Annotated in this window: 21 protein-coding genes and 1 tRNA gene; 10 read left to right on the plus strand and 12 right to left on the minus strand. The window is 64.9% G+C overall.

Going from position 1 to position 24,480, the window contains the following annotated elements:
* Nucleotides 1-33: 33 nt before the first annotated feature.
* The 7 genes from ABDB87_RS03860 to ABDB87_RS03890 form a co-directional block, all read right to left on the minus strand.
* A complete protein-coding gene (locus ABDB87_RS03860) occupies nt 34-1,818 on the minus strand; it encodes a putative bifunctional diguanylate cyclase/phosphodiesterase (protein ID WP_345924241.1) in 1,785 nt (594 codons plus the stop codon).
* Nucleotides 1,812-2,978 (minus strand): S-methyl thiohydantoin desulfurase domain-containing protein, encoded by a 1,167-nt coding sequence (locus ABDB87_RS03865; protein ID WP_345924242.1) that lies wholly within the window; start codon nt 2,976-2,978, stop codon nt 1,812-1,814. The genes ABDB87_RS03860 and ABDB87_RS03865 overlap by 7 nt, the downstream gene beginning before the upstream one ends.
* Before the next feature lie 197 nt (nt 2,979-3,175).
* A complete protein-coding gene (locus tag ABDB87_RS03870; RefSeq protein ID WP_345924243.1) occupies nt 3,176-4,321 on the minus strand; it encodes a sugar ABC transporter permease in 1,146 nt (381 codons plus the stop codon).
* Complete coding sequence (gene xylG, locus ABDB87_RS03875; protein WP_345924244.1) at nt 4,318-5,889, minus strand: D-xylose ABC transporter ATP-binding protein; 1,572 nt, start codon at nt 5,887-5,889, stop codon at nt 4,318-4,320. Before xylG ends, ABDB87_RS03870 begins: the two co-directional genes overlap by 4 nt.
* Before the next feature lie 87 nt (nt 5,890-5,976).
* On the minus strand, nt 5,977-6,993 hold the full coding sequence (xylF, locus tag ABDB87_RS03880; RefSeq protein WP_345924245.1) for a D-xylose ABC transporter substrate-binding protein: 1,017 nt from the start codon (nt 6,991-6,993) through the stop codon (nt 5,977-5,979).
* Between the two features lie 213 nt (nt 6,994-7,206).
* Nucleotides 7,207-8,115, minus strand: coding sequence for a permease-like cell division protein FtsX (ftsX, locus tag ABDB87_RS03885; RefSeq protein ID WP_345924246.1), 909 nt, complete (start codon nt 8,113-8,115; stop codon nt 7,207-7,209).
* Nucleotides 8,112-8,765 carry a cell division ATP-binding protein FtsE gene (locus tag ABDB87_RS03890; protein WP_345924247.1) on the minus strand — a complete coding sequence of 218 codons (654 nt, stop codon included), beginning with the start codon at nt 8,763-8,765 and terminating at the stop codon, nt 8,112-8,114. The genes ftsX and ABDB87_RS03890 overlap by 4 nt, the downstream gene beginning before the upstream one ends.
* A 115-nt stretch (nt 8,766-8,880) precedes the next feature.
* Between ABDB87_RS03890 and ABDB87_RS03895 the strand changes: the two genes are divergently transcribed.
* Nucleotides 8,881-10,458 carry an AAA family ATPase gene (locus ABDB87_RS03895; RefSeq protein ID WP_345924248.1) on the plus strand — a complete coding sequence of 526 codons (1,578 nt, stop codon included), beginning with the start codon at nt 8,881-8,883 and terminating at the stop codon, nt 10,456-10,458.
* Nucleotides 10,459-10,583: 125 nt separating this feature from the next.
* On the opposite strand, the gene ABDB87_RS03900 is transcribed toward ABDB87_RS03895, so the two are convergent.
* Both ABDB87_RS03900 and ftsY read right to left on the minus strand, forming a co-directional pair.
* Nucleotides 10,584-11,681 (minus strand): dienelactone hydrolase family protein, encoded by a 1,098-nt coding sequence (locus ABDB87_RS03900; protein WP_345924249.1) that lies wholly within the window; start codon nt 11,679-11,681, stop codon nt 10,584-10,586.
* Nucleotides 11,682-11,783: 102 nt separating this feature from the next.
* Nucleotides 11,784-12,776, minus strand: coding sequence for a signal recognition particle-docking protein FtsY (ftsY, locus tag ABDB87_RS03905; RefSeq protein WP_345924250.1), 993 nt, complete (start codon nt 12,774-12,776; stop codon nt 11,784-11,786).
* A gap of 72 nt (nt 12,777-12,848) precedes the next feature.
* On the opposite strand from ftsY, the gene ABDB87_RS03910 reads away from it, so the two are divergent.
* Together ABDB87_RS03910 and ABDB87_RS03915 are read left to right on the plus strand one after the other, a co-directional pair.
* Nucleotides 12,849-14,201, plus strand: coding sequence for a M16 family metallopeptidase (locus ABDB87_RS03910; protein WP_345924251.1), 1,353 nt, complete (start codon nt 12,849-12,851; stop codon nt 14,199-14,201).
* Complete coding sequence (locus tag ABDB87_RS03915; RefSeq protein ID WP_345924252.1) at nt 14,198-15,499, plus strand: M16 family metallopeptidase; 1,302 nt, start codon at nt 14,198-14,200, stop codon at nt 15,497-15,499. Before ABDB87_RS03910 ends, ABDB87_RS03915 begins: the two co-directional genes overlap by 4 nt.
* A 14-nt stretch (nt 15,500-15,513) precedes the next feature.
* Here ABDB87_RS03915 and ABDB87_RS03920 read toward each other — a convergent pair whose 3' ends face one another.
* Nucleotides 15,514-16,644, minus strand: coding sequence for an ABC transporter substrate-binding protein (locus ABDB87_RS03920; protein WP_345924253.1), 1,131 nt, complete (start codon nt 16,642-16,644; stop codon nt 15,514-15,516).
* A 120-nt stretch (nt 16,645-16,764) separates the two neighbouring features.
* Here ABDB87_RS03920 and rsmD point away from each other — a divergent pair, with 120 nt between their 5' ends.
* The 3 genes from rsmD to ABDB87_RS03935 all read left to right on the plus strand — a co-directional run bounded on the left by rsmD (nt 16,765) and on the right by ABDB87_RS03935 (nt 18,119).
* Nucleotides 16,765-17,316: a 16S rRNA (guanine(966)-N(2))-methyltransferase RsmD gene (gene rsmD, locus ABDB87_RS03925; RefSeq protein WP_345924254.1), complete on the plus strand. Its 552-nt coding sequence runs from the start codon at nt 16,765-16,767 to the stop codon at nt 17,314-17,316.
* On the plus strand, nt 17,313-17,801 hold the full coding sequence (gene coaD / locus ABDB87_RS03930; RefSeq protein WP_345924255.1) for a pantetheine-phosphate adenylyltransferase: 489 nt from the start codon (nt 17,313-17,315) through the stop codon (nt 17,799-17,801). Before rsmD ends, coaD begins: the two co-directional genes overlap by 4 nt.
* A 69-nt stretch (nt 17,802-17,870) precedes the next feature.
* Nucleotides 17,871-18,119, plus strand: coding sequence for a YfhL family 4Fe-4S dicluster ferredoxin (locus ABDB87_RS03935; RefSeq protein WP_345924256.1), 249 nt, complete (start codon nt 17,871-17,873; stop codon nt 18,117-18,119).
* Nucleotides 18,120-18,183: 64 nt separating this feature from the next.
* Here ABDB87_RS03935 and ABDB87_RS03940 read toward each other — a convergent pair whose 3' ends face one another.
* Complete coding sequence (locus ABDB87_RS03940) at nt 18,184-20,148, minus strand: dynamin family protein (RefSeq protein WP_345924257.1); 1,965 nt, start codon at nt 20,146-20,148, stop codon at nt 18,184-18,186.
* A 129-nt stretch (nt 20,149-20,277) separates the two neighbouring features.
* The gene (gene mutM, locus ABDB87_RS03945; RefSeq protein ID WP_345924258.1) at nt 20,278-21,105 is read right to left on the minus strand and encodes a bifunctional DNA-formamidopyrimidine glycosylase/DNA-(apurinic or apyrimidinic site) lyase; all 828 of its coding nucleotides are present in this window, start codon (nt 21,103-21,105) and stop codon (nt 20,278-20,280) included.
* Between the two features lie 117 nt (nt 21,106-21,222).
* Between mutM and ABDB87_RS03950 the strand changes: the two genes are divergently transcribed.
* The 4 genes from ABDB87_RS03950 (at nt 21,223) to ABDB87_RS03965 (ending at nt 24,423) form a co-directional block, all read left to right on the plus strand.
* Nucleotides 21,223-22,857: a tetratricopeptide repeat protein gene (locus ABDB87_RS03950; protein ID WP_345924259.1), complete on the plus strand. Its 1,635-nt coding sequence runs from the start codon at nt 21,223-21,225 to the stop codon at nt 22,855-22,857.
* A 7-nt stretch (nt 22,858-22,864) separates the two neighbouring features.
* On the plus strand, nt 22,865-23,431 hold the full coding sequence (gene lolB / locus ABDB87_RS03955) for a lipoprotein insertase outer membrane protein LolB (protein WP_345924260.1): 567 nt from the start codon (nt 22,865-22,867) through the stop codon (nt 23,429-23,431).
* Nucleotides 23,419-24,294 (plus strand): 4-(cytidine 5'-diphospho)-2-C-methyl-D-erythritol kinase, encoded by an 876-nt coding sequence (ispE, locus tag ABDB87_RS03960; RefSeq protein ID WP_345924261.1) that lies wholly within the window; start codon nt 23,419-23,421, stop codon nt 24,292-24,294. The genes lolB and ispE overlap by 13 nt, the downstream gene beginning before the upstream one ends.
* 55 nt (nt 24,295-24,349) lie before the next feature.
* Nucleotides 24,350-24,423, plus strand: a tRNA-Gln gene (locus tag ABDB87_RS03965).
* Nucleotides 24,424-24,480 lie beyond the last annotated feature (57 nt).

Here is a 24,480-nt window from a genome sequence, read left to right on the forward strand (position 1 = left end):
CCACCTTCGGGTGGCCCTGTTTTTTTGGCCGGATCAGCCGCGTTGAGACTGGGGAGCGTCGCGCACGCCAGCCTCGAGCACCGCGCAGGGCAGCGGCATGCCAAACAGATAGCCCTGAAAACCGTCCACGCCGGCCTCCAGCAGATACTCCATCTGGTCCGGTGTTTCGACACACTCCGCCAGCACCTGGAGTCCCATGGCTCGACAGATGCCGATCAACCCGGCAACGATCGCCTGACTGACGGTATTGGTGTTGATGTCGCGGATGAAGACGCCGTCGATCTTGACCTGATCGAAGCTGAGGCTTTTGAGGCTCTCAAGCGAGGAAAAGCCCGTCCCGCAATCGTCCAGCGCAATACGCACGCCCTGCTCGCGCAGATGGGTAATGGCCGTGTTGGCGGTGACGAAGGAACGCGTCTCCAGCTGCTCGGTAATTTCCAGACAGAGTTTTTCCGGCGGCACGCCGAACTTGGCGAGCAAGGCCAGGATGGCCGGCGCAATGGAGGGCGAGTCAAAGGCCCGCGCGGTGATGTTCACCGACAGCGAAAGCCCCCGCAGCTCAGGGTCATGCTGCCATTTTCCGAGCGTGGCGCAGGCATTCTCGAGCACGAGATTGTCAATGTCATGAACCAGGCCGCTGGCCACGGCGTCCGGCAGAAACTCCATGGCGCCGATCAGACCGCGCACCGGATGATGCCAGCGCAACAGGGCTTCGGCCCCGATCGGGCGCAGGTTGCGGTCCACCTGGAGCTGGAAGCGCAGCTCCAGCTGACGTGTCTTGAGGGCTGCGCGAAGCGCCTTTTCCAGGCTGTCGCGGTTGTAGAGGTCGAGCTCCATGCCCGAGTCGAAAAACCGGTACAGGCTGCGCCCCTGGCGCTTGGCACGATAGAGTGCAATATCCGCACGCTTGGTCAGGCTCTCGACCGTGGTGCCATGGGTCGGGAAACAGGCCACGCCGATGCTGCCGCAGGCATTCAGCAAGAGATCACCGATGACATACGGCTGGCCGAGAATGTTCAGGATGCGCTCGCAAGCGGCCTCCAGAATCGTCCTGACGCCTCCCTCGCCACGACCGTGGATCAGCACCACGAACTCGTCGCCGCCAAAGCGCGCAATCATGTCATCGGCACTGATGCAGCTCTGCAGCCGTTGCGCGACCTGGCAGAGCAGGATGTCGCCGATATCGTGGCCGTAGATATCGTTGGTTTTCTTGAAGTCATCCAGATCGACGAACAGGACGCCCGCCTCGCACTCGGCGCTGCGCGTCAGGCGATGCAGGCATTCATTCATCGCCCGCCGATTGAAAAGTCCGGTCAGCGGATCGGTGCCCGAGAGCATTTCCAGATGGGCATTCATCTGGTCGAGCTGCTGGTTCTGGGCCGACAGCAGGCGATTGATGCGCGCGAGTTCTTCCTCGCGATGCTTGCGCTCGTTGATGTTGAAGGTCACGCCGATGAACCGGTTCAGACCGGTCTCCACCGAACCGCTCATGACCTTGCCATAGTTCGCATACCAGACCCACTCGCCACTTCTGGCGCGCAGGCGGAACTCGGCACGATAGTTGTCGGAGCGACCGTCACGATAGGCAACGAGCGCATTCTCGATGGCCGGGCGGTCATCCGGATGGATGATTTCGAGCCAGAACGCCAGTGTGTCCCCTACCTCCTCCCGCGAATAACCGAGTTCGCGAAAGGTGCGCGTTGCGGGAAGCGTTGCCTTGCCTGCGACGAGGTCGTTCTCCCACAGATCCAGGCCCGCCGCTTCGATGGCCAGAAGCAGTCTTTCGTGGTCGTCACTGGCAGGCCCGCCGTTCAGCAAGGCAGCGCTCCACCATAGCCGAGCGAACGCAGCAGGCTGGCAAAGGACTGCATGACGCCCGGACTTGCGCTGAGCTGCGGCAGCGTTGCCACCCGGATCACGCTCACCCGCTTGCCGGTACTGCGCCCGGCCGAAAAGTCGTAGTACACCGACAGATCATCCGTGGCATTGGAAAACCCCGCGCCTTCGTCCGCTGAGTAGTAGCAGATCGAGTCCGGCGCAACAACAAGCGGAGCCGGCGACGTGGTGGACCATGCAATCAGGTTTTCGTTGAGGTTGCAGATGCGGACGCAGGCCCCTGCCGGGGAGGGCTCGGGCGTCGCGCTCAACTCGATGACACCCGCATCGAGCGAGGCAGCGCTGGTTGCCTGAGTCACGCCCGTGACATACAGGTTGCTGGCCACGAGCCCGGTTTCCCGTCCGGTCACGGCGCGGATCCATTCCGCAAGCTCGAGGTCCGAAGGGCGCTCGCGGAGGAAACTGCCAAGCAGGCGGATCTGCTCGAGCGTGCCGGGGATGTACTGCCCACTGAGCGCGAATCCGTTCATGGGGCCGGAGGGCCACATCGAGATACCGGCAAAGGCACCGAAGGACTTCACCAGTGCGCCACCGATTGTTTCAATCTTCGCCGCATCGGCAGCATGCAGCACGCCGGACTGCACCTGCGCCGGATCACTCGCATTGTCGGCCACCACACACGGGCTCGCCGGCAGCCCGGCGGCGCCGGCATAGGTCGTTTGCGGCAACTCGGGTACGGCACGGCCAGCGCCATCGCCGTCCACCACCCACGTGATGCCATTGAGCTGCAAAGCCGCGGCCAGCAACGGCACCAGCGAGTTGATCGGGCCGATCTCGATCGGAATCGCGCAGACCGGACTGAAGCCGCAAACGCGGGCCTGCACACTCAGCGTATTGCCGATCGAGTGCGCAAGCTCATCGAGACTCATGGCACCTGCTGCGTCGGGCGACCCCATCATGGCAATGACGCTGCAGGCGCTCTGGCCATCATAGGGCAGCACCGGAACGCTGCCCGTCCAGCCGGAAAACTGGTTCAGGATGTACAACGCATCCTGATAGGAGCCGCCACCGCCGCTGCCGAGAACGGCCGCTCCAGCTGCCGCATCGCGAAAATCCTCGAGCCCCCAGTATTGCCCTGACATATCGCCTCTCTCCCCTTGGGACGCGGCGTGCATGCCGCTGGAATTGATTTCACAGAGAGTATCCAGCCAACGCATTCCTGCATGCGTGAAAATTTCACGAAGCACACATCAAAGTTCCGGCAATGCCCACGCTGCGGAGCACCTCCGCTCCGGGAGCGGCCACGGAGGGGCACGCACCGGTCGAAGCCGGTCGGGACTCAGCGCTCCCCAGCGCTCGAAATCACGTCAAGCCACACGGCCAGGAGCAGGATCGAGCCCTTGACGATCATCTGCCAGTAGCTCTCCACGCTCATCATCGACATCCCGTTGTCCAGGCTCGCCATGATCAGCGCGCCGATGATGGCACCCAGCACCGTGCCGGAACCGCCGCGCATGGAGGTGCCGCCGATGAAGCAGGATGCGATCGCGTCAAGCTCCCCCATGTTGCCGGCCGAAGGCGAGCCGGCGGCCAGCCGCGCGGTGTTGGTCAGGCCCGCCAGCGCGCACATGAGGCCCATCAGGCCGAAGAGTGACATCTTTACCAGACGCGTATTCACGCCGGAAAGACGCGTCGCCTCGAGGTTGGAGCCGACCGCGTAGATCCGGCGGCCAAACACCGTGCTGCGCGCCATGAACGAGAAGGCGCCGAGCAGCACCAGCATCAGCAGCACGGGCAGCGGAATGCCTTCGTAGCTGTTGAGCAGCGTGACGAAGCCCGCAATGATGATGCCGATGGCGACGAGCTTGGCGCATTCCTGCCACCAGGGCGCAACCGCCAGGTTGTAGCGCTTGCGGTTGGCCCGGCTGCGCAGATTGAAGAAGATCATCAGGCCGAAGAGCAGCACCGAGAGCACATAACCGGCGGTCACAGGCAGATAGGCCTGGCCGAAATCGACGAAGCTTTCCGACTCGATCGCAATCGTAGAACCATCGGTTACAGCGAGCAGCACCCCGCGGAAGACCAGCATGCCGGCCAGCCCCACGATGAAGGAAGGCACGCGCAGATAGGCGATCCAGTAACCGTTGAACAAGCCGAGCAGGAGCCCCAGCAGCAGCACGATGGGCAGGTTGAGCCAGAACGGCAGGTGGAAGCTCACATCCAGCACGGCCGCCACCCCGCCGAGCAGGCCCAGCATGGAGCCGACCGAGAGATCGATCTCGCCCGAGATGATCACGAAAACCATGCCGCAGGCGAGCATGGCGGTGATCGCCATCTGGCGAAGCAGGTTGGAGAGATTGCGCGCGGTCAGGAATGCACCGTCGCTCTGCCAGGCAAAGAAGGCCCAGATCAGCGCGATGGCGATCAGGAGGGCGAGGATCTTGTAGCGGGAAAATACCTGCTGGATATCACGTAGCGTGCTCATGTCTGTGTCTCTTCCGTCTTGTTCCCGTTCTGCGCTGCCGGACTCGTCTGGCCGATCGCGGCGGCCAGCACGGTCTCCTGGCTCAGGCCGTCATTGATGAAGTCGCCGCGCAGGCGACCTTCGCCGATGACCAGCACGCGATCACTCACGCCGAGCAGCTCCGGCAGTTCGGAGCTGATCATGATGATGGACATGCCATCCTTCACCAGCTCCATCATCAGCTTGTAGATCTCGAACTTGGCGCCCACATCGACACCACGGGTGGGCTCGTCGAGGATCAGCACCTTCGGCCTGGGCTGCAGCATCTTGGCCAGCACGGCCTTCTGCTGATTGCCGCCGGAGAGCCCCTTGATCGGCAGCAGCGGCGTGGCGGTCTTGACCCGCATGCGCTCGATCATGCGTTCGATCACGCGCATCTCGCCCGCATCATCCAGCACGCCGTGACGGGCGTACTCGGGCAGCACGGAGAGCGTGATGTTGTGGCCCACGCCCATCAGCGGCACGATGCCGTGCCGCTTGCGGTCTTCCGGCACCAGGCAGATGCCGGCCTCCACCGCCTCCTGCGGTGAAGAAACCTGCAGGGGCTTGCCCTCGAGCGTCATGCTGAGTGACGAGCGACCGGGATAGCTGCCGAAGATGGCCATCGCCATCTCGGTGCGCCCGGCCCCCACCAGCCCCGCCACGCCAAGGATTTCGCCACGGCGCAACTGGAAGGACACGTCGTCTACCCGTTTCCTGGCGGGGTTGTCGACGTCGAAGCAGGTCACGTTGCGGGCTTCGAAAATGACCTCGCCAATGTCATGCGGCTCACGCGGGAAGAGATTGCTGATCTCGCGCCCGACCATCATCGTGATGATCTGATCGACCGAGAGCTCGCCCATCGGCCGCGTGCCGATATGCTGCCCGTCGCGGATCACGGTGATCGTGTCACACACCGCCTCGATCTCGTCGAGCTTGTGGGAAATCATCACGCAGGCCACGCCCTTGCGCTTCAGGTCGCGGATGATGTCGAGCAGGATCGCGGTTTCGGACCGGGTCAGCGAGGAAGTCGGCTCGTCCAGAATCAGCAGACGCGCCTTCTTGTTCAGCGCCTTCGCGATCTCGATGAGCTGCTGATGCCCGCCACCGTATTGCGAGACAGGCAGCGCCACATTCACATGCGGCATCTTCAGCTCGGCCATCAGCTCGGCAGCACGCCTGTGCATCGCCTCGTAATCGAGCAGACCGCCGAACCCGGTGATTTCGTTGCCCAGGAAGATGTTTTCGGTGACCGACAGATGCGGCACCAGCATCAGCTCCTGGTGGATGATGACGATGCCGGCGGCTTCGGTTTCCCGGATGCCGCGGGCGCGCAGCTCGGCGCCATCCCAGAAGATCTGGCCTTCCCAGCTGCCGTACGGATAGACCGCCGACAGCACCTTCATCAGCGTGGACTTGCCGGCACCATTCTCGCCGCACAGGCCCACACACTCTCCGGCGCGCACGGCAAGGCTGATGCCATCGAGCGCCTTGACGCCCGAGAATGCCTTGACGATGCCACGCATTTCCAGCAGATATTCAGCCACCATGCCTCCGTGAGCTGCATCCAGAAACGTGCAGCGGCAAGGCGCATGCCACCGGTGTGGCAGGCGTGCCTTGCCGCATGCGGCTCACGCTTACTTCAGACCGAGCTGTTCCTTGGTGAAGAACTTGTCGGTCACCAGCAGATCAACGTTTTCCTTGGTGATCGTCGTCGGCGAGAGCAGCACGGAATCCACCTTCTTGCTGCCATTGTCGAGCTGGGCGTTGTAGTCAGGCTTCTCGCCCTTCACCAACTGCACTGCCAGCTTGGCAGCGCCTGCGGCGATCTGGCGGATCGGCTTGTAGACCGTCAGGGTCTGCGTGCCGGCAATCACGCGCTTGGCGGCAGCGAGCTCCGAGTCCTGCCCCGACACGGCAACCTTGCCGGCGAGTTTCTGGGCGGCCAGCGCCTGGATCGCACCACCGGCCGTGCCATCGTTCGAAGCGATGATCGCGTCGATCTTGTTGGCATTCTTGGTCAGCACGTTTTCGGTGATCTTGAGCGCTTCCTCGGGGTTCCAGTCCTTCACCCACTGGTCGCCCAGGATCTTGATGTCGCCCTTGTCGGCCAGCGGCTTGAGCACCTTCATCTGGCCGGCGCGCAGCAGCTTGGCGTTGTTGTCGGTGGGCGCGCCACCGAGGAGGTAGTAGTTGCCCTTGGGCACGACCTTCACGACGCCTTCGGCCTGCATCGCGCCGACGCGCTCGTTGTCGAAGGAAATGTAGGCGTCCACATCCGCATTGAGGATCAGGCGGTCATAGGACACGACCTTGATGCCGGCTTTCTTGGCGTCGCGCACCGTGTTCGTCAGCACCTTGGAGTTGTAGGGAACAATGACGATGACATCGACCTTCTTGGCGATCAGGTTCTCGATCTGCGAGATCTGACGCTGCTCGTTGGCGTCAGCCGACTGGACGTTCACCTCGGCGCCCAGCGCCTTGGCTGCTTCGACGAAATAATCGCGGTCGCGCGTCCAGCGCTCGACGCGCAGGTCGTCAATCGAGAAGCCGATGACAGGCTTGTCCTTCGAAGCAAATGCGGGAACGGAAGCGACGGCGGTACAGGCGGCGAGAACAGCCAGCAGCGTACGGCGAGTGGAAAAAAGGCTCATTCATTGTCTCCTTCATCAGATGGGTCGCAGCAGGACTGCCGCGCCAGTTATCCGCTCCGCATGCGCGGAACCGGGCTCTTGCATCTCGAACTTGTTGTTATGACAGCGGTACCGGGCAAGCCTGATTCCTGCCCGGAGGTGTCCGCCGGAAAAGCTAGTGCGAAAACAAAACTTTCGCAATACGCAGTTTCCACTTGCTGCAAGGCAGCTGCCTCAATCAACCGGTCCATCATGAAGGTGGCGACGCACGGAGAGGCCCGCGCCCACCCAGCCAAGCACGGCCGAGAAGAGCAGCAGCAGCACGGCCTGAAGCGGCGTGGGCCCCTGGATCTCGACCACGATGTTGTAGCTGCGCGCCAGCGTTTCGACGCCCGGCGCAATGAGCCTGACGAGTCCTTCAACGAGCGCCCAGGCCACCAGCCCGCCAAGCAGCCCCTGCAGCAAACCGAAGTAGAGATAGGGACGACGCACGAAGCTGCGCGTGGCGCCCAGCAGCAGGCTCACCGAAATCTCGTGGCGCTGGGTCAGGATCTGCAGGCGGATCGTGTTGAAGGTCACGATGACCAGCGCCGCCCCCAGCAGGAATGCCAGCAGCAGCATGGCCTGGCGCGCCAGGCTGACCGCCGCATGCAGCCGCGTGACCCAGGCCGAATCGAGCTGCACGACATCCACCTCGGGCAGGGCTGCCAGCTCGGTGCGAAGCTTCTCGAACACCTCGGGTTCATCGCCCTTGGGTTCGATGATGTAGGCATCCGGCAAGGGATTCTCGGTCAGGGCGCCGGCCACGTCGGCAAAGCCGCCCCGCTCGGCAAGCTGTCGCAGGGCTTCGTCCCGCGGCACGAAGCGCAGCGCGGCGATTCGCGGATCCGCCCGCAGGCGGGACTCGATGGCACGGATCTGCACCGGATCAGTGCCCCGCTTCAGGAAGGCGCTGATCTCCGGCTTGCCGGAGACCCCGCGGGCCAGGCTGCCGACGTTATCGACCAGCACGAGTCCCAGCACCGGCAGGCTCAGTGCGATGGCCACGACCAGCGCGGAAAGAAAGGTTGCCAGCGGCTTCGCGCCGAGTCGGGACAAGGCCTGGCGCAGGGCGATGCCATGCGGATGAAAGGACGGGCTCATGCCAGCAGCCTCCCGCGTGAAAGTTCGACCCGGCGTGCGCCATAGGGCGAGAACAGCGTTTCGTCGTGCGTGGCCAGCAGGATGGTCACGCCGGCGGAATGGAAGGAGCGGAACAGCGCCGCGATTTCGCGCGCATAGGCCGGGTCGAGATGCGCGGTCGGCTCGTCGGCGATCAGCACCGAAGGCTTGTTGACGATGGCGCGTGCAATCGCGGCCCGCTGCTGCTCACCACCGGAGAGCGTCAGCGGCATGGCTTTCTCGAACTCGGCCATGCCGACCTTCTCGAGCGCCACGCGCACGCGCTTGGCTGCGTCGCGCGGCGGATAGCCGGTCACGATCAGCGGCAGCATCACGTTGTCGAAAATCGTGCGGTCGTGCAGCAGGCGATGCTCCTGCATCACCAGCCCGAGACTGCGGCGCAGATAGGGCAGCTGGTTCGCGCGCAGCGCACCGACCTCCTGCCCGCTGACCCACACCTTGCCCGCACTCGGCTTCTCGAGCCCGGCAATCAGCTTGATCAGCGTGCTCTTGCCCGCACCGGAATGGCCGGCCAGTACCAGCAACTCGCCATGCCGGATTTCCAGGCTCACATCCGACAGCGCCTCATGGCCACCGGGATAACGCTTGGTCACGCGTTCGAAACGGATCATCTCAAAGCCAGTCCTGCGGGAAAGCGGAAATTCTAGCCGCAAACACCCGACCCGATGCCGCCACCAATCAAGCACGGGCGGGAAAACGGAAGCCGTCGGCCGCGGGATGAATACAATGGCATTTCCGCTCATCCCCCGCCTTGCCATGACAGACCTCGACCAGTTCGGCAGCGCCCTCGCCTCCCGTTTCCCGATCCTCTGCATCGAAACCCATGAAGAGCCTCGTGCCCGCACGCTGCTGCAGCGGCTCGCCGCGGAGCAGGATCTGGCGCTGCATGAATGGAGTGTGGCCGATGGCCTGGTGCATCAGAATTTTCGCTATGGCAGCGAGCGCCAGCCGGCCTGGCAAACTGTGGACGGCTGGAAGCCGGAGTCCGGCGGGCGCAGCGGGCAGCGTCAGGAGATCCCGGATACCCACGAAATCCAGGCCGCGCTCCAGCATGTCGACAAGCATGGCGAAGCCGGGCTCTATCTGATGTTCGACCCTCACCCCTTCCTGGAGCAAGCGGCCGTGCAACGCCTGATGCGCGAGATCGCCTTCGGTCACGCCGAGCGCTCGCGCACCCTGGTACTGATCGGGCCGCGCATCACGCTGCCGCCCGAGATCGCCCGCCATGCGATCTTCCTGAGCCTGAGCCTGCCGGACGCCACGCGCATCCGCGCCATCTTCGCCGAGGAAATCGAGCTTTTCGCGCGCTCGCGGGAAGGCCGCAAGGTGCAGGGCGAGCAGGCCGCAGCCGATCTGCTGGTGCAGCATCTGGTCGGCCTCAACGAAGAGGATGTGCGACGCCTGTTGCGGCTCGCCATCCGCGATGACGCCGCCATTACCCGCGCTGACGTGGCCCGGGTGATCCAGGTCAAGCGCGAGATGTGTGCCGAATCCGCGCTCGAAATCGAATTCACCGCCGGCGACCTCGCCGCGGTGGGTGGCATGCCTCATCTCAAGCGCTGGCTCACGCTGCGCAAGGCGGCGTTCTCCGGGCAGGACAACGGCCTGCCATGGCCGCGTGGCGTGCTGCTGCTCGGCGTGCAGGGCGCGGGCAAGAGCCTCGCCGCCCGCACGATTGCAGGCGCCTGGAATGTGCCGCTCGCACGCCTTGATATGGCCAGTCTGTTCGACAAGTTCCAGGGCGAAACCGAGCGCAAGCTGCGCACCGCACTCGCGGCGGCGGAGTCGCTCGCGCCCTGCGTGCTGTGGCTCGATGAAGTCGAGAAGGCGCTCGCGCAAGGCTCGGCGGACACCGACGGCGGCCTCGGCCGGCGGGTGCTGGGCACCGTGCTGACCTGGATGGCCGAGCACGATGCGCGGGTCTTCATCGCCGCCACCGCGAACGACGTGCGCGCGCTGCCGCCCGAACTGATGCGCAAGGGGCGCTTCGACGAAATCTTCTTCGTCGATCTGCCGGATGCCGGCACGCGCAGCGACATCCTGCGCATCCACCTCGCACGTCGCAAGCATGACCCCGCCCGCTTCGACCTCGATCAGCTCGCCCGTGCGAGCGAGGGCTTCACCGGCGCCGAAATCGAGCAGGCGATCGTGGCTGCGATGTACGAAGCCCATGCCGCGCGAAGCCCTCTGGACAGCGCTCAGCTCGCGGCCGAAATGGCCCGCACTCGGCCCCTGTCGATACTGATGGCGGAGTCGATGGCCGAGCTGCGCAGCTGGGCGCAGGCGCGCACCGTACTGGCGTAAAAAGGGCGCCAGAAGGCGCCCTCGTTTGCAGCTTCAAAGCTGGAAGGAAAGTTGTCGCGAGCGGATCAATCCGCTGAACGCCGCCGCCTCGAGCAGGGCCCGCGCAACGGATTCGCCTTCGGCCTTCAGCGCTTGATGCCGAACTGGCGATCCAGCCAGTCGTAGGCATAGTCCTGCTGCGGGGCCTCGAACACATGGCCGCCCGGCCAGACCTTGCTCTCGAATTTCTCGCCAGCCTTCCAGGCGCCCCAGATGCCTTCCATCTTGGCAAACGCCTGCTTCACAGAATCCATCGGGAAGAGCACATCCTTCTCGCCAGCATAGATCAGCATCGGTTTCGGTGCGGCCAGACCGGCCACATCGGGGTAGTCGAGGTAGTGCAGCAGGCCCGGATGCAGCATCTGCCAGGCCGAGCCACCACGCAGCTGGTTGTTGCCCGGCACCATCAGGCCTTCGCCGGTCGCCATCCAGTTCACGGCAACCGATGCAGTCACCGCATCGCTCAATGCCGCGGCCTGCCAGGCGCGGAAAGCGCCCATCGAGAAACCGACGGCTGCCACCTGCTTCTTGTTCACCTCGGGCAGGCTGGCGACGAACTCCGCCGCACGCGTGTCTTCAAGCGCCATCAGGCCCGCCAGCGAGGAGCCCATGTTGAACATGTTGGCGGCCAGCGCCTGCTGCGCCTCGTAAGTCATGCCGGCGCGATCGCCCCAGCCGAGCGCATCGGTGGCGAACACCACATAGCCGCGCTTGGCGAGTTCATCGCCCGGGAAGCGTTCGGTGAAGAACTTCTTGGCCCAGCCCTGCGCGGACGCGAGCTTCGCCTCGTCATTCCACGGCTCGATCCACTTTTCCTTGCCGATGTCGAACTTCGAGCCGTGGTCGTGATACATCACCGCCGCGGGGAAAGGCCCCTTGCCCTTGGGCACCAGCAGCAGGCCGGCCACGCGGCTCTCGGCCGTCAGGTTGAAGATCAGCTTGCGCGCCACATAGCTGCCGCGGTCGACTTCGGAGATCACCTGCGAATCGAAAGGCGTGGCGTCGGGCGCCTGCCAGGTGAGCTCCCAGGCCTTGGCCCGGCCTGCCTTGCGCCAGGCCGCCATGTCCTTCACCGCAGGGCTCCAGCCCTGCACCGGGCTCATCTTCTGCTTGAGCTGTGCGGCGATCGCCGGCAGGTTGTCTTTCGTGACACCCGTTGTCTGATATTCGAGGTTTGCAGCCATTCCGGCTCCGGCAAAAGTCAACGCACCAATACCCGCCAGCAATCTGCAGCGCATATCCATTTTTTGTCTCCTTGGTTCTTATGGATGCTGGCGTCGGCCGGCTTATGTCGTGTTACCGGTATCCAGCAGCGCATCAACATACTCCACAGCGTTGAACGCCTGCAAGTCGTCGATGCCTTCGCCTACGCCGATGAAACGCAGCGGCTTGGGATGGGTGCGGGCGATCGCGGCAATGACGCCGCCCTTGGCCGTGCCGTCGAGCTTGGTGATGACCAGCCCGGTCACGCCGATAGCCTGGTCGAAAGCCTTGAGCTGGGCGAGTGCGTTCTGCCCCACATTGCCGTCGAGCACCAGCAGCACTTCATGCGGCCCGCTCGGCTCGGCCTTCTGCACCACGCGACGCACCTTGGCGATTTCTTCCATCAGGTGCAGCTGGGTCGGCAGGCGGCCGGCGGTGTCGACCATGACGACGTCGATGCCGCGCGCCCGCGCCGCACTGACCGCATCGAAAGCCACGGCGGCCGGGTCACCCCCATCCTGCGCGATCACCGAGACGTCGTTGCGCCGGCCCCACTCCATCAGCTGCTCACGCGCCGCCGCGCGGAAAGTGTCACCCGCAGCGAGCAGCACACTCTTGCCCTGGCTCTGGAAATGCCGGGCCAGCTTGCCGATCGAGGTGGTCTTGCCGGCGCCATTGACGCCGGCCAGCATGATGATGAAAGGCTTGTGCGCGTCAGGCTGCATCGGCTGCTGCAGCGGAGTGAGCAGCTTGACGAGGATCTCGCCCAGCGCCGCGCGCAGCTGCTCGCCGGTTTCGAGCTTGTCGTGCTTCCAGCGCCGGCGCAGCTCGGCCAGCAGGGTCTGGGTGGCCTCGACGCCGCAATCGGCCATCAGCAGCGTGGCTTCCAGCTCTTCGAGCAGCTCTTCGTCGATGCGGCGACGCGAGAAGATGCCACCGATCTGCGAGCTGGTGCGTGACAAGCCGGCTTTCAGGCGCTGCAGCCAGGAGGCCTTCGGCGCTTCGTCCTGCGCCGGGCTCGTCTGCGTGGCCGGCGCGGCCTCGCCGGCTTCGGATTTCTTGAAGAAACTAAACATGGGCGTGCGGCTCTATGATGCGTGTCCGGCGCGCATGCGCCGGCCGGTGAAAATGAAGAGGAAGTCTAACAGATGCACCTGCCTCGCCTTCTGGGCCTGACCCTGTCGGGCCTGCTGCTGGCCACGGCCTTGCCGGCCCGCGCCAACCCTTTCGAGACCACGCTGGCCAACGGCCTGCGGCTGATCGTGAAGGAAGACCATCGCGCGCCCACCGTGACCCACATGGTCTGGTACCGCGTCGGCGCCATGGATGAGACCACCGGCACGACCGGCGTTGCCCATGCGCTGGAGCACATGATGTTCAAGGGCACCGAGACCGTCGGCCCCGGCAAATTCAACAGGCGGGTGGCTGCCGTCGGCGGCGCGGACAACGCCTTCACCACGCAGGACTACACCGCCTATTTCCAGCAGGTACCACGTGAAGGCCTGGCCGAGATGATGACGCTGGAAGCCGACCGCATGGCTCATCTCCGGATTGATGACGGACTTTTCGCCAAGGAACTCGCTGTCATCCGAGAGGAGCGCCGGCTGCGCATCGAGGACCAGCCGCGCGCCCGCCTGGCCGAGACACTGATGGCGTCGATCTACCAGGCGCATCCCTATGGCCACCCGGTGATCGGTTGGCCCACCGATCTCGATCAGCTTGATGCGCAGGATGTGCGCGACTGGTACCAGCGCTGGTACAGCCCGGGCAACGCAACGGTCGTGATCGTGGGGGATGTCGCACACGAGGAAGTTTTCCGGCTCGCGGAATCCCTCTACGGCCCGCTTGCGGCACGCGCACTGCCCGCGCGCAAGCTGCCGGCCGAACCGCCGCAGCATGGCATTCGCCGTGTCACGCTCGAAGCGCCTGCCGAACTGCCCTATCTGATGCTTGCCTGGCGCGTGCCGGCGCTCGCGAGTGCGGACACCACCTCGCCGGCGGCCCGCTCGGCACTCGCCCTGCAGGTACTGGCAGCAGTGCTCGATGCTTACGACGGTGCCCGGCTCAACCGCCACCTCGTGCGCGAGCGCCGGCTTGCACAATCGGTCGGCGCGTCGTCCGACCCGGTGTCACGTGGCCGCGAGAATCTGTTCATTCTCGAAGGCGTACCGGCAGGCCATACCGGCCTCGCGGAGCTTGAGAGCGCACTGCGGGCGGAGGTCCGCCGGGTGGCAGACAAGGGCGTGAGCGCCGACGAGCTCGCCCGCATCAAGGCGCAGTTGCTCGCCGGGAAGGTGTTCGCGCGTGACTCGAACATGGGCCAGGCCATGCAGATCGGCGGACTCGAGATGGCCGGTTTCTCCTGGCGTGACGCGGATCCGCTCACCGAAGCCCTGCGTGGCGTCCGCGCCGAGGAAGTCCGCGCGGCCGCCCGCCTGCTGCTCGACAACACCCGTCTCACCGTCGCCACGCTGATTCCCGTTCCCGCAGACCGCCCATGACACGCCCGCTCGCCGCATTCCTGCTCGCCCTGCTCGTCGCCCCTGCGGCGGCAGCTCCCGAGGTCCAGCGCTGGACCCGCCCCGAAGGCACCCGCATCCAGCTGGCCGAAAACCATGAGCTGCCGATGCTCGACGTCCGCATCGATTTCGCCGCCGGCGCCGCCTGGGATCCGCCCGGCAAGAGCGGCGTGGCCGCGCTGACCAATGCCCTGCTCGATGCCGGCGCCGGTCAGGGAGGCGAGCAGCTCGATGAACACGCGCTGGCCGATCGCCTTGCCGATATCGCCGCACAGCTGGGTGGCGGCATTGACGACGACCGCGCCAGCCTGAGCCTGCGCGTGCTGAGCACGCCGGCAGAGCGCGATCGCGCGGTCGCGCTGATGAGTCTCGTCCTGGCCCGGCCGACCTTTCCGGCGAGCGTGCTGAACCGGGAGCGCCAGCGCTCGATCGCAGCCCTGCGCGAGTCGCGCAGCACACCGGGCGGGCGCCTGGCCGAGGCTTTCGCACCCGCGGTGTATGGCGACCACGCCTATGGCCGGGTCAGTAATGAAGCCTCGCTTGCCCGGATCAGCCGCCGTGATCTGCTCGACTTCCACCAGCGCTACTACACGCGTGCGAACGCACTGATCACGCTGGTGGGCGACATCCGGCGCAGCGAAGCCGAAGCGCTGGTTTCGACCCTGCTGGCCGGCCTGCCTCGCGGCAGCACGCCGACCGCCCTCCCCCGCCCGAACCCGTCCGCGGGCCGGATGCTCCGGCTGGCGATGGATTCGAGCCAGGCGCATATCGCGCTCGGCCTGCCGGCCGTCCCGCGCGACGACCCCGATCTGCTGGCCCTGTCGGTCGGCAACCATGTGCTGGGAGGCGGAGGCTTCAATTCGCGCCTGATGAAGGAAATCCGGGACGCCCGCGGTCTGGCCTATGGCGTCTCAAGCGGCTTCGACGCCCAGGCCTTTGGCGGCGTATTCGCGATCCAGCTTGAAACGCGTGCCACTCAGGCCGACGAGGCGGTCAAGGTGGTCCGCGAAACCCTGGCGCGATTCCTGCGCGAAGGGCCCGACGAGGCCGAGCTGGAAGCCGCCAGAACGAATCTGATCAACAGCCTGGCCCTGAGCCTCGACAGCAACGCCAAGCTGCTCGGCGAGCTTGCGGACCTGGGTTTCTACCGCCGCCCGGCGGACTCGCTCGAAACCTATCCGGCCCGTGTCCGCGCCGTCACGCTCGAGCAGGTCCGGGCCGCCTTCGCCCGGCATGTCAATCCGGAGCAGCTGGTCACCGTGATCGTCGGTGGCAGGTAGCAACGCGCGGCGGGCTAGATGAAGCGGCCGTCCCGCGTGAGCATGGCGAGCTGGATGCGCTCGCTCGCCCGCTCGTTCGCCAGCTCCACCTTCCAGCCGCCCAGATCCAGCGTGCCGATGCGGTTGCGGGCGTTCTGCGCCAGACGGCTCGGGCTGTCGGACTTGCGCAGCACGGCAATCAGCGCCTGGGCCGCCATATAGCCTTCAAGCGACATCGCGGTCGGCGCTTCATCCATGTAGCGCGCGAGCGTCTTCTTGAATGAGGCCACCACCGGAATCAGCGTGTTGGCCGGGTCCGGCACGGCACGCGCCACCATCATGCCCTGCGCACCACCGGCGCCGAGAATCTGCTGCACCGTGGCCACATCCACCATCGACCCCAGGCAGATGAACAGTGCCGGGCTGGCCGCGCGCATCGGCTTGAGGAGCTGGCTGGCCGAAAACGCATCCGCCATGATGATCACCGCCTGGATGCGATCTGCGGCCACCGCCTTGATCAGGGCGGCCGCATTGCTCGCCCCGTCCTTCAGCACATAGTCGCGGGGCTTCTCGATGCCGAGTGCCGGCAAGCCCGCCACCGCAGCCTTGACCGAGGCGAGCATCGACGCGGACTCGGTGTGGATGATGGCCAGCCGGGACAGCGTCATGTTCGAGAGACGGCGGATGATCTGCTGCATTTCTTCCGCGCTGCCCGGATGCAGGTACACCGCCCGGCCGCGCGCCGCATCGTGATCCAGCCCGCTCAGGGGCGCGAAGAGATCGACGCCGGACCTGCGGAACACCTCGCTGCGACTCACCGCTTCGACACAGGCTTCGGAGCAGAAGCCGAAGAGCACGTCGGCCCGCGAGTTTTCGATCAGCTCGGTGGCGTTGGCCACTGCACGGGCGGGCTCGCCGCCGTCATCGAGCTGCAGCAGGCGGATGCTGCGGCCGCCGATGCCGCCGGACTGGTTGAGCTGGTCGAAAGCGACCTTTGCCCCGGTGAAATAGTCCCGCCCGATGTTCTGCATGAGGCCGGAGAGATCCACGCTCTGCCCCACCACGATGGCCTGCCGGTTGCCTCCGTCCTGCGCCCATGCACGACCCGGCATGGCCTGCAACACCGCTGCCGAAAGAGACCCCGCCAGAAACGCCCGCCTGTTCATACCTGCCTCCATGAAAGCCCTTGATGATGGCGAGCGTGGATTAGGGAATTGTGACGGTCAGGCTGGGTCAGGCGCCGTGAGCGTGCGAAAATGCCGCTTTCAACGAATTTCCCGGACATTGTGAGCAAGGTTCGCATCGTCGGTGGTAGCCACCGCTCCCGTCTCATCGAAGTGCCGGAGGCCATCGGCCTGCGCCCCACGCCCGACCGGGTGAGGGAAACGCTGTTCAACTGGCTCGGCCAGGAGCTCGATGGGCTGGACTGCCTGGATCTGTTTGCCGGCAGCGGCGCGCTGGGCTTCGAAGCCGCCTCGCGCGGCGCGGCCAGCGTCACGATGGTCGAGCTGGCACCCAAAGTCATGGCGCATCTGCGCAGTACGCAGGAAAAGCTCCGTTTCGGCAACGTGAAGCTCGTCGCGGCCGACGCGCTGAAACTCGTGCAGAGCACCGTGTCCCGGTACGACCTCGTCCTGCTCGACCCGCCCTACCGCCAGGGCTGGCTGGAACGGCTCGAGCCCGCCATCCCGACGCTGCTCAAACCGGGCGCCCGGCTCTACCTCGAAGCCGAGAACCCGCAGGAATCTTTCGCCGGCCTGACACGGATCAGGCAAGGCAAGGCAGGTCAGGTACACTACGCGCTGTTCGAAAAACCAGCCCCAGGGATTGCCGCATGAACCAGCGCATCGCCGTCTATCCGGGAACCTTCGATCCGCTCACCCGCGGACACGAGGATCTCCTGCGCCGCAGTGCCCGGCTGTTTGACCGGATCATCCTCGGCGTGGCTGAAAGCCGCGGCAAGAAGCCGCTCTTCTCGCTCGCCGAACGGGTGGAAATGGCCCATGAAGTGCTGGGTGACCTGCCCAACCTGCAGGTCGTGGGTTTCTCCGGCCTGCTGATCGAATTCGTGCGGGACCAGGGGGCCAGCGTGATCGTGCGTGGCCTGCGCGCCGTGTCCGACTTCGAATACGAATTCCAGATGGCGGGCATGAACCGCCGCCTGCATCCCGACGTCGAAACCATGTTCCTGACGCCGGGCGAAGAAAACATGTTCCTCTCCGCCACCATGGTGCGGGAGATCGGCCTGCTCGGCGGCGACGTGAGCACCTTCGTGCATCCGGCCGTTGCCCGGCGCATCCGCCAGAAACTGCTCGAACTCTGACCTGAATGTTCCACCCGGCCAGCCCGGCATCCGACCGGACGGCCCGCGCATTACCGAAAGGATTGACCCATGGCCCTGATGATCACGGACGATTGCATCAACTGCGATGTATGCGAGCCGGAATGCCCCAACAACGCGATTTCCCAAGGCGAGGAAATCTATGAAATCGACCCGAATAAGTGCACCGAATGCGTCGGCCACTATGACGAGCCGCAATGCCAGCAGGTCTGCCCGGTCGACTGCATCCCGCACAACCCGGACATCGTGGAGAGCCACGATCAGCTGATGACCAAGTTCATCCGCCTGACCCAGAAGTAATCCGGCCTTACCAGAAAAAAACCGGGCCACGGCCCGGTTTTTTTCTTTCTGCGGCGCAGGCGCTTCAGGCAGCCTTGCCCTCGGCCGCATCGGCCAGCGGCCGCATCTCGCTGCCCAGCGCCTTTTCGATCATGAAACGCATCGCGTCGATTTCCTTCATCTGGCGCAGCAGTGCGGCTTCCGCCTGGAAGAGTTCCTTGATGCGATCTTCCAGCGTGCCGGTTGCCTCGTGCACCCGCTTCACGCTTTCAAGGCGGCGCTTGAGCTGGAGCTGGTACTCGCGCACCTGGGTTTCGAGCGGCGACATCACGACGCGCAGCCACTGCTCCACATCACGGTTGGCCAGCTCGAAGGTCTTGCGCGCTTCGAGCGCCACGGTCTCGAAGAAACGCTGCGTCAGCGAACCCTTGGTGTGGGTCACCATCGCGGTAAGGGTATTGATTTCCTCGTTGAAGGACCGCTCCAGACGAAGGATGTCCCGCTCGTAGCGCAGGGTCGAGAAGCCATTGGGCGGCGCAAGCTTCAGGCCGTGCTCGACTGCCATGCGCTTGTACATCGCGTCGAGCATCGAGGTGATTTCGTTGATGTCGCCCGACGAGTTGCGCAGCTTGGCACGCAGCGCATCGAAGAACTCGACCATGGCGTTGCGCAGGTCGCGCGACAGCGTCGCGCCCGTCATCGCTTCGCGCGTGCGGCGCGTCTCGACGCGGACCGCATCCATGCCGATGTGCGAATACACGCGATTCGAGAGGTTGGTGAACACGCTGCGCACCGCGTGGTATTTCTGCAGGCCGCGGTCGAACTCGTCCTTCTCGGCGCGCACCTTGCGCATCATGTATTCGATGACGCTCTGGTTCTTGCCGCGCAGGTCGGCCATTTCCTTGAGCTGCTCCCGCAGCCCGACCAGCCGCGTGTGCAGCAGCTCGCCTACGCGACCGACGATCTCGCCGCATTCGAGCAGGGTGTTGTCGCGGATGATCTCCTGCCGGGTCGGCAGCAGCTCGGCCGACAGCGCCGCTTCGAGATCGGCAATGCGCGAACGCTCGAGCAGCGCCTCGTCGCGATTGACCTTGGCAAGCAGCGCCTTCTGCGCCGACACCGGGAAAACCTGGGTCTCGGGCACTTCAAGGATGGAGGCGACACTGCGGACCTGCTTGCCGATTTCGCCTTCCACATCCTGCTCGGAGCGCAGACCGTCCCAAAGGCCGTCAATCTTGTTGAGCACCACGATCCGGCCGCGACGCTGACCGTGCCCCACATTCACATGCTTCTGCCAGACCTGCAGATCGCTGTGGGTCACGCCGGTATCGGCCGCCAGGATGTACAGCACCGAATGTGCCGACGGCAGCAGCGAGAGCGTCAGCTCCGGCTCGGAACCGATGGCGTTGAGCCCCGGGGTGTCGATGATGACCAGCCCCTGCTCCAGCAGGGGATGCGGAAACTGGACGATGGCATGACGCCAGGCAGCGATCTCAACCATGCCATTGGCATCAGGCCGCGTGCCATTCACGCCAGTGTCATCGATCGGAAAACCCAGCTGTTCGGCTTCGTCGCGCGGCACCAGGCGCGTCTCGCCAACCCGTGCAAAGGCGCGCTGCAGACTCTCGGCGTCGTCCAGCGCAATCGGTTCGAACACCCATTCGCTCGCCGTACGGCGCAGTTCCGAAATGCTTTCCTGGCGGTTGCGCGTTTCGATCGGCAGCAGACGAACTCCGGGCTGCTGGCCGTCTTCCCACTGCAGCTCGGTCGGGCACATCGTAGTGCGGCCGGCGCTCGACGGCAGGATTCGGCTGCCGTAATGCGAGAAAAAGATGGCGTTGATCAGCTCTGACTTGCCGCGCGAGAACTCGGCCACAAAAGCCACGACCAGCTTGTCCTCGCGCAGGCGGTCCAGCACGTATTGCAGGCGCGCGTCAGTCTGCGCATCGCCGATCTCGTTCTGGTTCAGCCAGGACCGCAGGTGCTGGACGGAATTGGCCACATCCCCGCGCCAGCGGGTATAGGCCGAATAATTTTCAATCAGGGCCATGATCAGGCTCCGTAAGGGTTCGAATCAACGGTGGCTACGGTGTTTACCGGCACTATTGGTCTTTAGCATAACGCCCTTTTGTCCATTGCATTCACTGCCCGGCGTCAAGTGTTGGACAAATGCCGTCAGTCAGCTGCCGGACGGTTTCCGCTGACAGCGCGGGCAATGAAAAGTGGCCCGCTGGGCCATGATCGTGCGCTCGATGCCTCGCCCGCACACCCGACAGGGCTCACCGTCGCGACCATATACAAAGTACTGCTGCTGGAAGTAGCCCGGCGAGCCATCACTGTGGACAAAATCGCGCAGCGTGCTGCCGCCGGCAGCCAGCGCATCCTCCAGCGTCAGCCGGATTTCTTCGGCCAGACGCGCGCATCGCGCCGGACCGAGCCGTCCGGCCGGCGTCGCCGGATGGATGCGGGCCCGGAACAAACTCTCCGAAGCATAGATGTTGCCCACGCCGACCAGCAGGTGGCTATCCATGATCGCCAGCTTGACGGGCGTTCTCCGCCCGGCCAGCAGCTGCGCCAGCGCCTTGCCGCCAAACCCCTCCTCCAGCGGCTCCAGCCCGAGGGAAGCCAGCAGCGGATGCGTGAGCTCACCGGCTGGCAGCCAGAGTACGGCACCGAAGCGCCGCGGATCGCGCAGGCGCAGAACGTGCGACCCCAGCTCCAGATCAAAGTGATCATGCTTTTCCGGCACACTGCCAAGCGGCAGCACGCGCAGACTGCCCGACATGCCCAGATGAATCAGCAGCGCCCCCTGCGCAAAATCGATCAGCAGGTACTTCGCCCGGCGCCGCACCGCCAGCACCTGTCGCCCCTCGAGCAGGGCGGACAGCGCCTCGGGCACCGGATAGCGCAGGCGTGGCTGGCGAATCCTGACCCCGCTGACCGTACTGCCCAGCAGCCAGGGCTCGATCCCTCGCCGTGTGATTTCGACCTCAGGCAACTCCGGCATGCTCTTCCCCGCCTTTCCCCATTACGACAATCGAGCCCCAAAACAAGTCCGGACTGCTGATAAGATCAACGCAAGACCAAGCCCATGACGCGCTCTCGCGCACTGCAGGGACCCCCAATGCCACTCCCCTTTCGCCCGAACCCCTGCCTGCTGGCCCTCGGCCTGGCTGGCGCCCTGCTGACCTTGCCCGCGGCGGCGGCGGATGCCCGCAAGCCGCGCATCGAGGAAACCTCGCGCACGTCCAGGCCGCCGCTCAACAGTGCGCAACTGCTCGCGCAGATGTTCCTCAGCGAAATCGCGCTCGCCCGCGGCATGCTCGATGATGCGGCCTTTGGCTACAGCGACCTGGCCCGCCAGACGAACGACACGCGGATCATAAGGCGCGCCAACGAGATCGAGTTGGCCCGTGTGATGCTGCACGCCCAGCAGAAACCAGAGGAAGCGGAGGCCGCGATCCGCAAGACGCTGGCGCAGACGCCTGCCGCACGGGAAAAGGTGCTGAGCCAGCTGCCGGACATCTTCTCCCGCAATCAGGACAAGAACGCCACCGTCGCCATCGTTCGCCGCCTCGCCGAACCCTATGTCCAGACAGCCGAAGCCCAGTACGCGATCGCCTCGGTCGAACGCGACGCCAACCACGCCGCCGAGGCTTATGCGGCCGCACGCCTGGCCCAGTCCCTCAAGCCTGACTGGGAGCCGGCCATGCTGGTCTTGCTGGAAACCACGCCAGACGCGCGCCAGGCCGAAACGGCCGATCTGCTGAAAGCGTTCTGCCAGCGCAACCCGCAAGCCATCGACGCCCGGGTGGCCCTCGCCCGCTGGCTGGTGCAGACCCGGCAGACGCAGGAAGCAACCGACGAAGCGCGCAAGTTGCTGGCCACCCAGCCCGAAAACCCGGCCCTGAGTTTTGCCATGGTCGGCGTTTTTGTGGAAGCCGAAGCCTATGCAGATGCCGAGGCGCAGCTCCAGAGGCTGATCGACGACAACTGGGGGGAAGCCGATCGTCTGCAGCTGGTACTGGCCCAGGTGCAGGAAGCCCAGGGCAAGACCGCGCTGGCACTGGCCGGCTACGACCGCATCGCGGTCGGCACGCAGTTCGTAGCCGCCCAGGGGCGACGCGCCCGATTGCTCGCTGCAACAGGACAGTGGCCCGAAGCCCGTGCCGCCCTGCGCAATGCGGCACAGCGTTCGCCGGACGACCGCGCCCGCCTGCTGATGCAGGAAGCGCTGCTGCTGCGCCAGGCTGACCGCCGCGCAGAGGCGCTCGCCGTGCTCGACGAAGTCCTTGCCGAACACCCCGACAACATCGACGCGCTCTACGACAGCGCCCTCCTCGCCGAGCAGACCGGCAAGCCCGCCGAACTCGAAAAACGTCTGCGCAGGCTGCTGGCGCTCGACGCCGACCACGCGCACGCCCTGAACGCACTCGCCTATTCCTATGTCGAGCGCAATGTGCGCCTCGGTGAAGCGGAAAAAATGCTCGAGCGTGCCATCCAGCTCGAACCGGAAGACCCCGCCATCCTCGACAGCCTCGGCTGGCTGTATTTCCGTCAGGGCAAGCTGCCCGGAGCGGAGGAGTTGTTGCGCAAGGCCTTTGCGCTGTTTCCCGATCCCGAGGTCGCGAGCCACCTGATTGAAGTGCTCTGGACTGCCGGCAAGAAGGACGAAGCGCGCCAGCAATATCGCGAAGCGCTGAGCCGGCACGCGGATGACGCAGTCCTGAATCGCACCGGCAAACGCCTCGGCCTCTGAGAATCCGATGAAAAGACTCCTTGTTCTCGCCCTGGCGGGACTGCTCGCCGCCTGCGCCAGCACCCCGCCCGCACCGAAGGAAATCCCGCCACGCCCGGACCGGGAAAGCCTGCAGAAGTTCGCCCTCAACGGCCGGGTCGCCATCCTGCAGGGCACGAAATCCAACACCGTCAGGCTGGCGTGGGAGCACGCCGGCGAGAGTGACGCGATCGGGTTTGCCTCGCCGCTGGGCTCGCTGCTCGCCGAACTGCAGCGGACGCGTACCGGAGCCATCTGGCTCACCGCAGATGGTGAGCGCTATGAAGCGCGCACGGCAGACCGGCTCATTACCCGGCTGACCGACACCCCCGTGCCCATCGACTCGCTGATCCTCTGGATTACCGGTCGCGTGGGCGGCCGAGCGGAAAACATCCTGCGTGACCCGTTCGGACGCATCCAGAGTGCACGCGATGAGGGCTGGGAGGTCCGCATCACCGCGTATGAATCCGAACTGCCCAACGCCCTGCCGCGCAATCTCGAGGTCGAATACCCCGGCCTGCGGCTCAAGATCATTGTGGAAGAATGGCTGCTCTAGACGATTTCCTGCACTGCCCTGCTCCGGCCAAGATCAACCTGTTCCTGCACGTCACCGGACGCCGTCCGGATGGTTATCACCTGCTGCAGACCGCATTCCGGATGATCGACCGGGGTGACACCCTGGGTTTCAGCCTCCGTCAGGATGGAGAAATCCGTCGCACCCGGGACATTCCGGGTGTGCCGGAAGAAACCGATCTCGTCGTGCGGGCTGCCCGACTGCTGCAGCAAAAAACCGGCTGCCGCCTCGGCGCCGACATCCGCCTCGACAAACACCTTCCGATGGGGGGCGGGCTGGGCGGCGGCAGCTCTGACGCGGCCACCACACTGCTTGCGCTCAACCGTCTCTGGCAACTGGGCTGCACCCGCAGCGAGCTCCAGACTTGGTCACTCGCGCTCGGCGCAGACGTTCCCTTCTTCATATTCGGCGAGACCGCCTGGGCAGAAGGCGTGGGCGAAGCACTCCGCCCCCTGGCACTGCCGCCGGCGTGGTACGTGATCATCGAGCCCCCGGTTTCCGTACCGACCCCAGAAATATTTCGTGCAAAAGATTTGACAAGAGACACTCCGATGCTCATAATGCCGGGCTTCGCAGCTGAGCAAACAAATGCGCTTCTCGAACAACAGGGACGCAACGATTTGCAGAAAGTAGCCTGCAGGCTGTATCCGGAAGTCCAGTCAGCGCTTGACGCGCTGGGCAAATTCGGGGCAGCGCGGATGAGCGGATCAGGGGCGTGCGTGTTCCTTCCTTGCACATCAGAGCAACAGGCGGCGGGAGTTGCGGAAGCGGTAAGAAGCGAGTGGCGGGTGTGGCATGCCCCTTCGCTCGACAGGCATCCGATGCATGCCTGGGTTGAAGATTGAGTTTTATCTGAACGGCGGTTCACGCGTTGGCTCCGCCGGGCAGTTGAAGGTTTGTTGGGGAGTCGCCAAGTTGGTTAAGGCACCGGATTTTGATTCCGGTATTCGAAGGTTCGAGTCCTTCTTCCCCAGCCCTACATAAAGTCGGGCAGGTCACAGCCGAGGCTGTCGGCCTGCCCGAGTTGTTTC

The sequence above is a fragment of the Uliginosibacterium paludis genome (assembly GCF_039631355.1).
Taxonomy (GTDB): domain Bacteria; phylum Pseudomonadota; class Gammaproteobacteria; order Burkholderiales; family Rhodocyclaceae; genus Uliginosibacterium; species Uliginosibacterium paludis.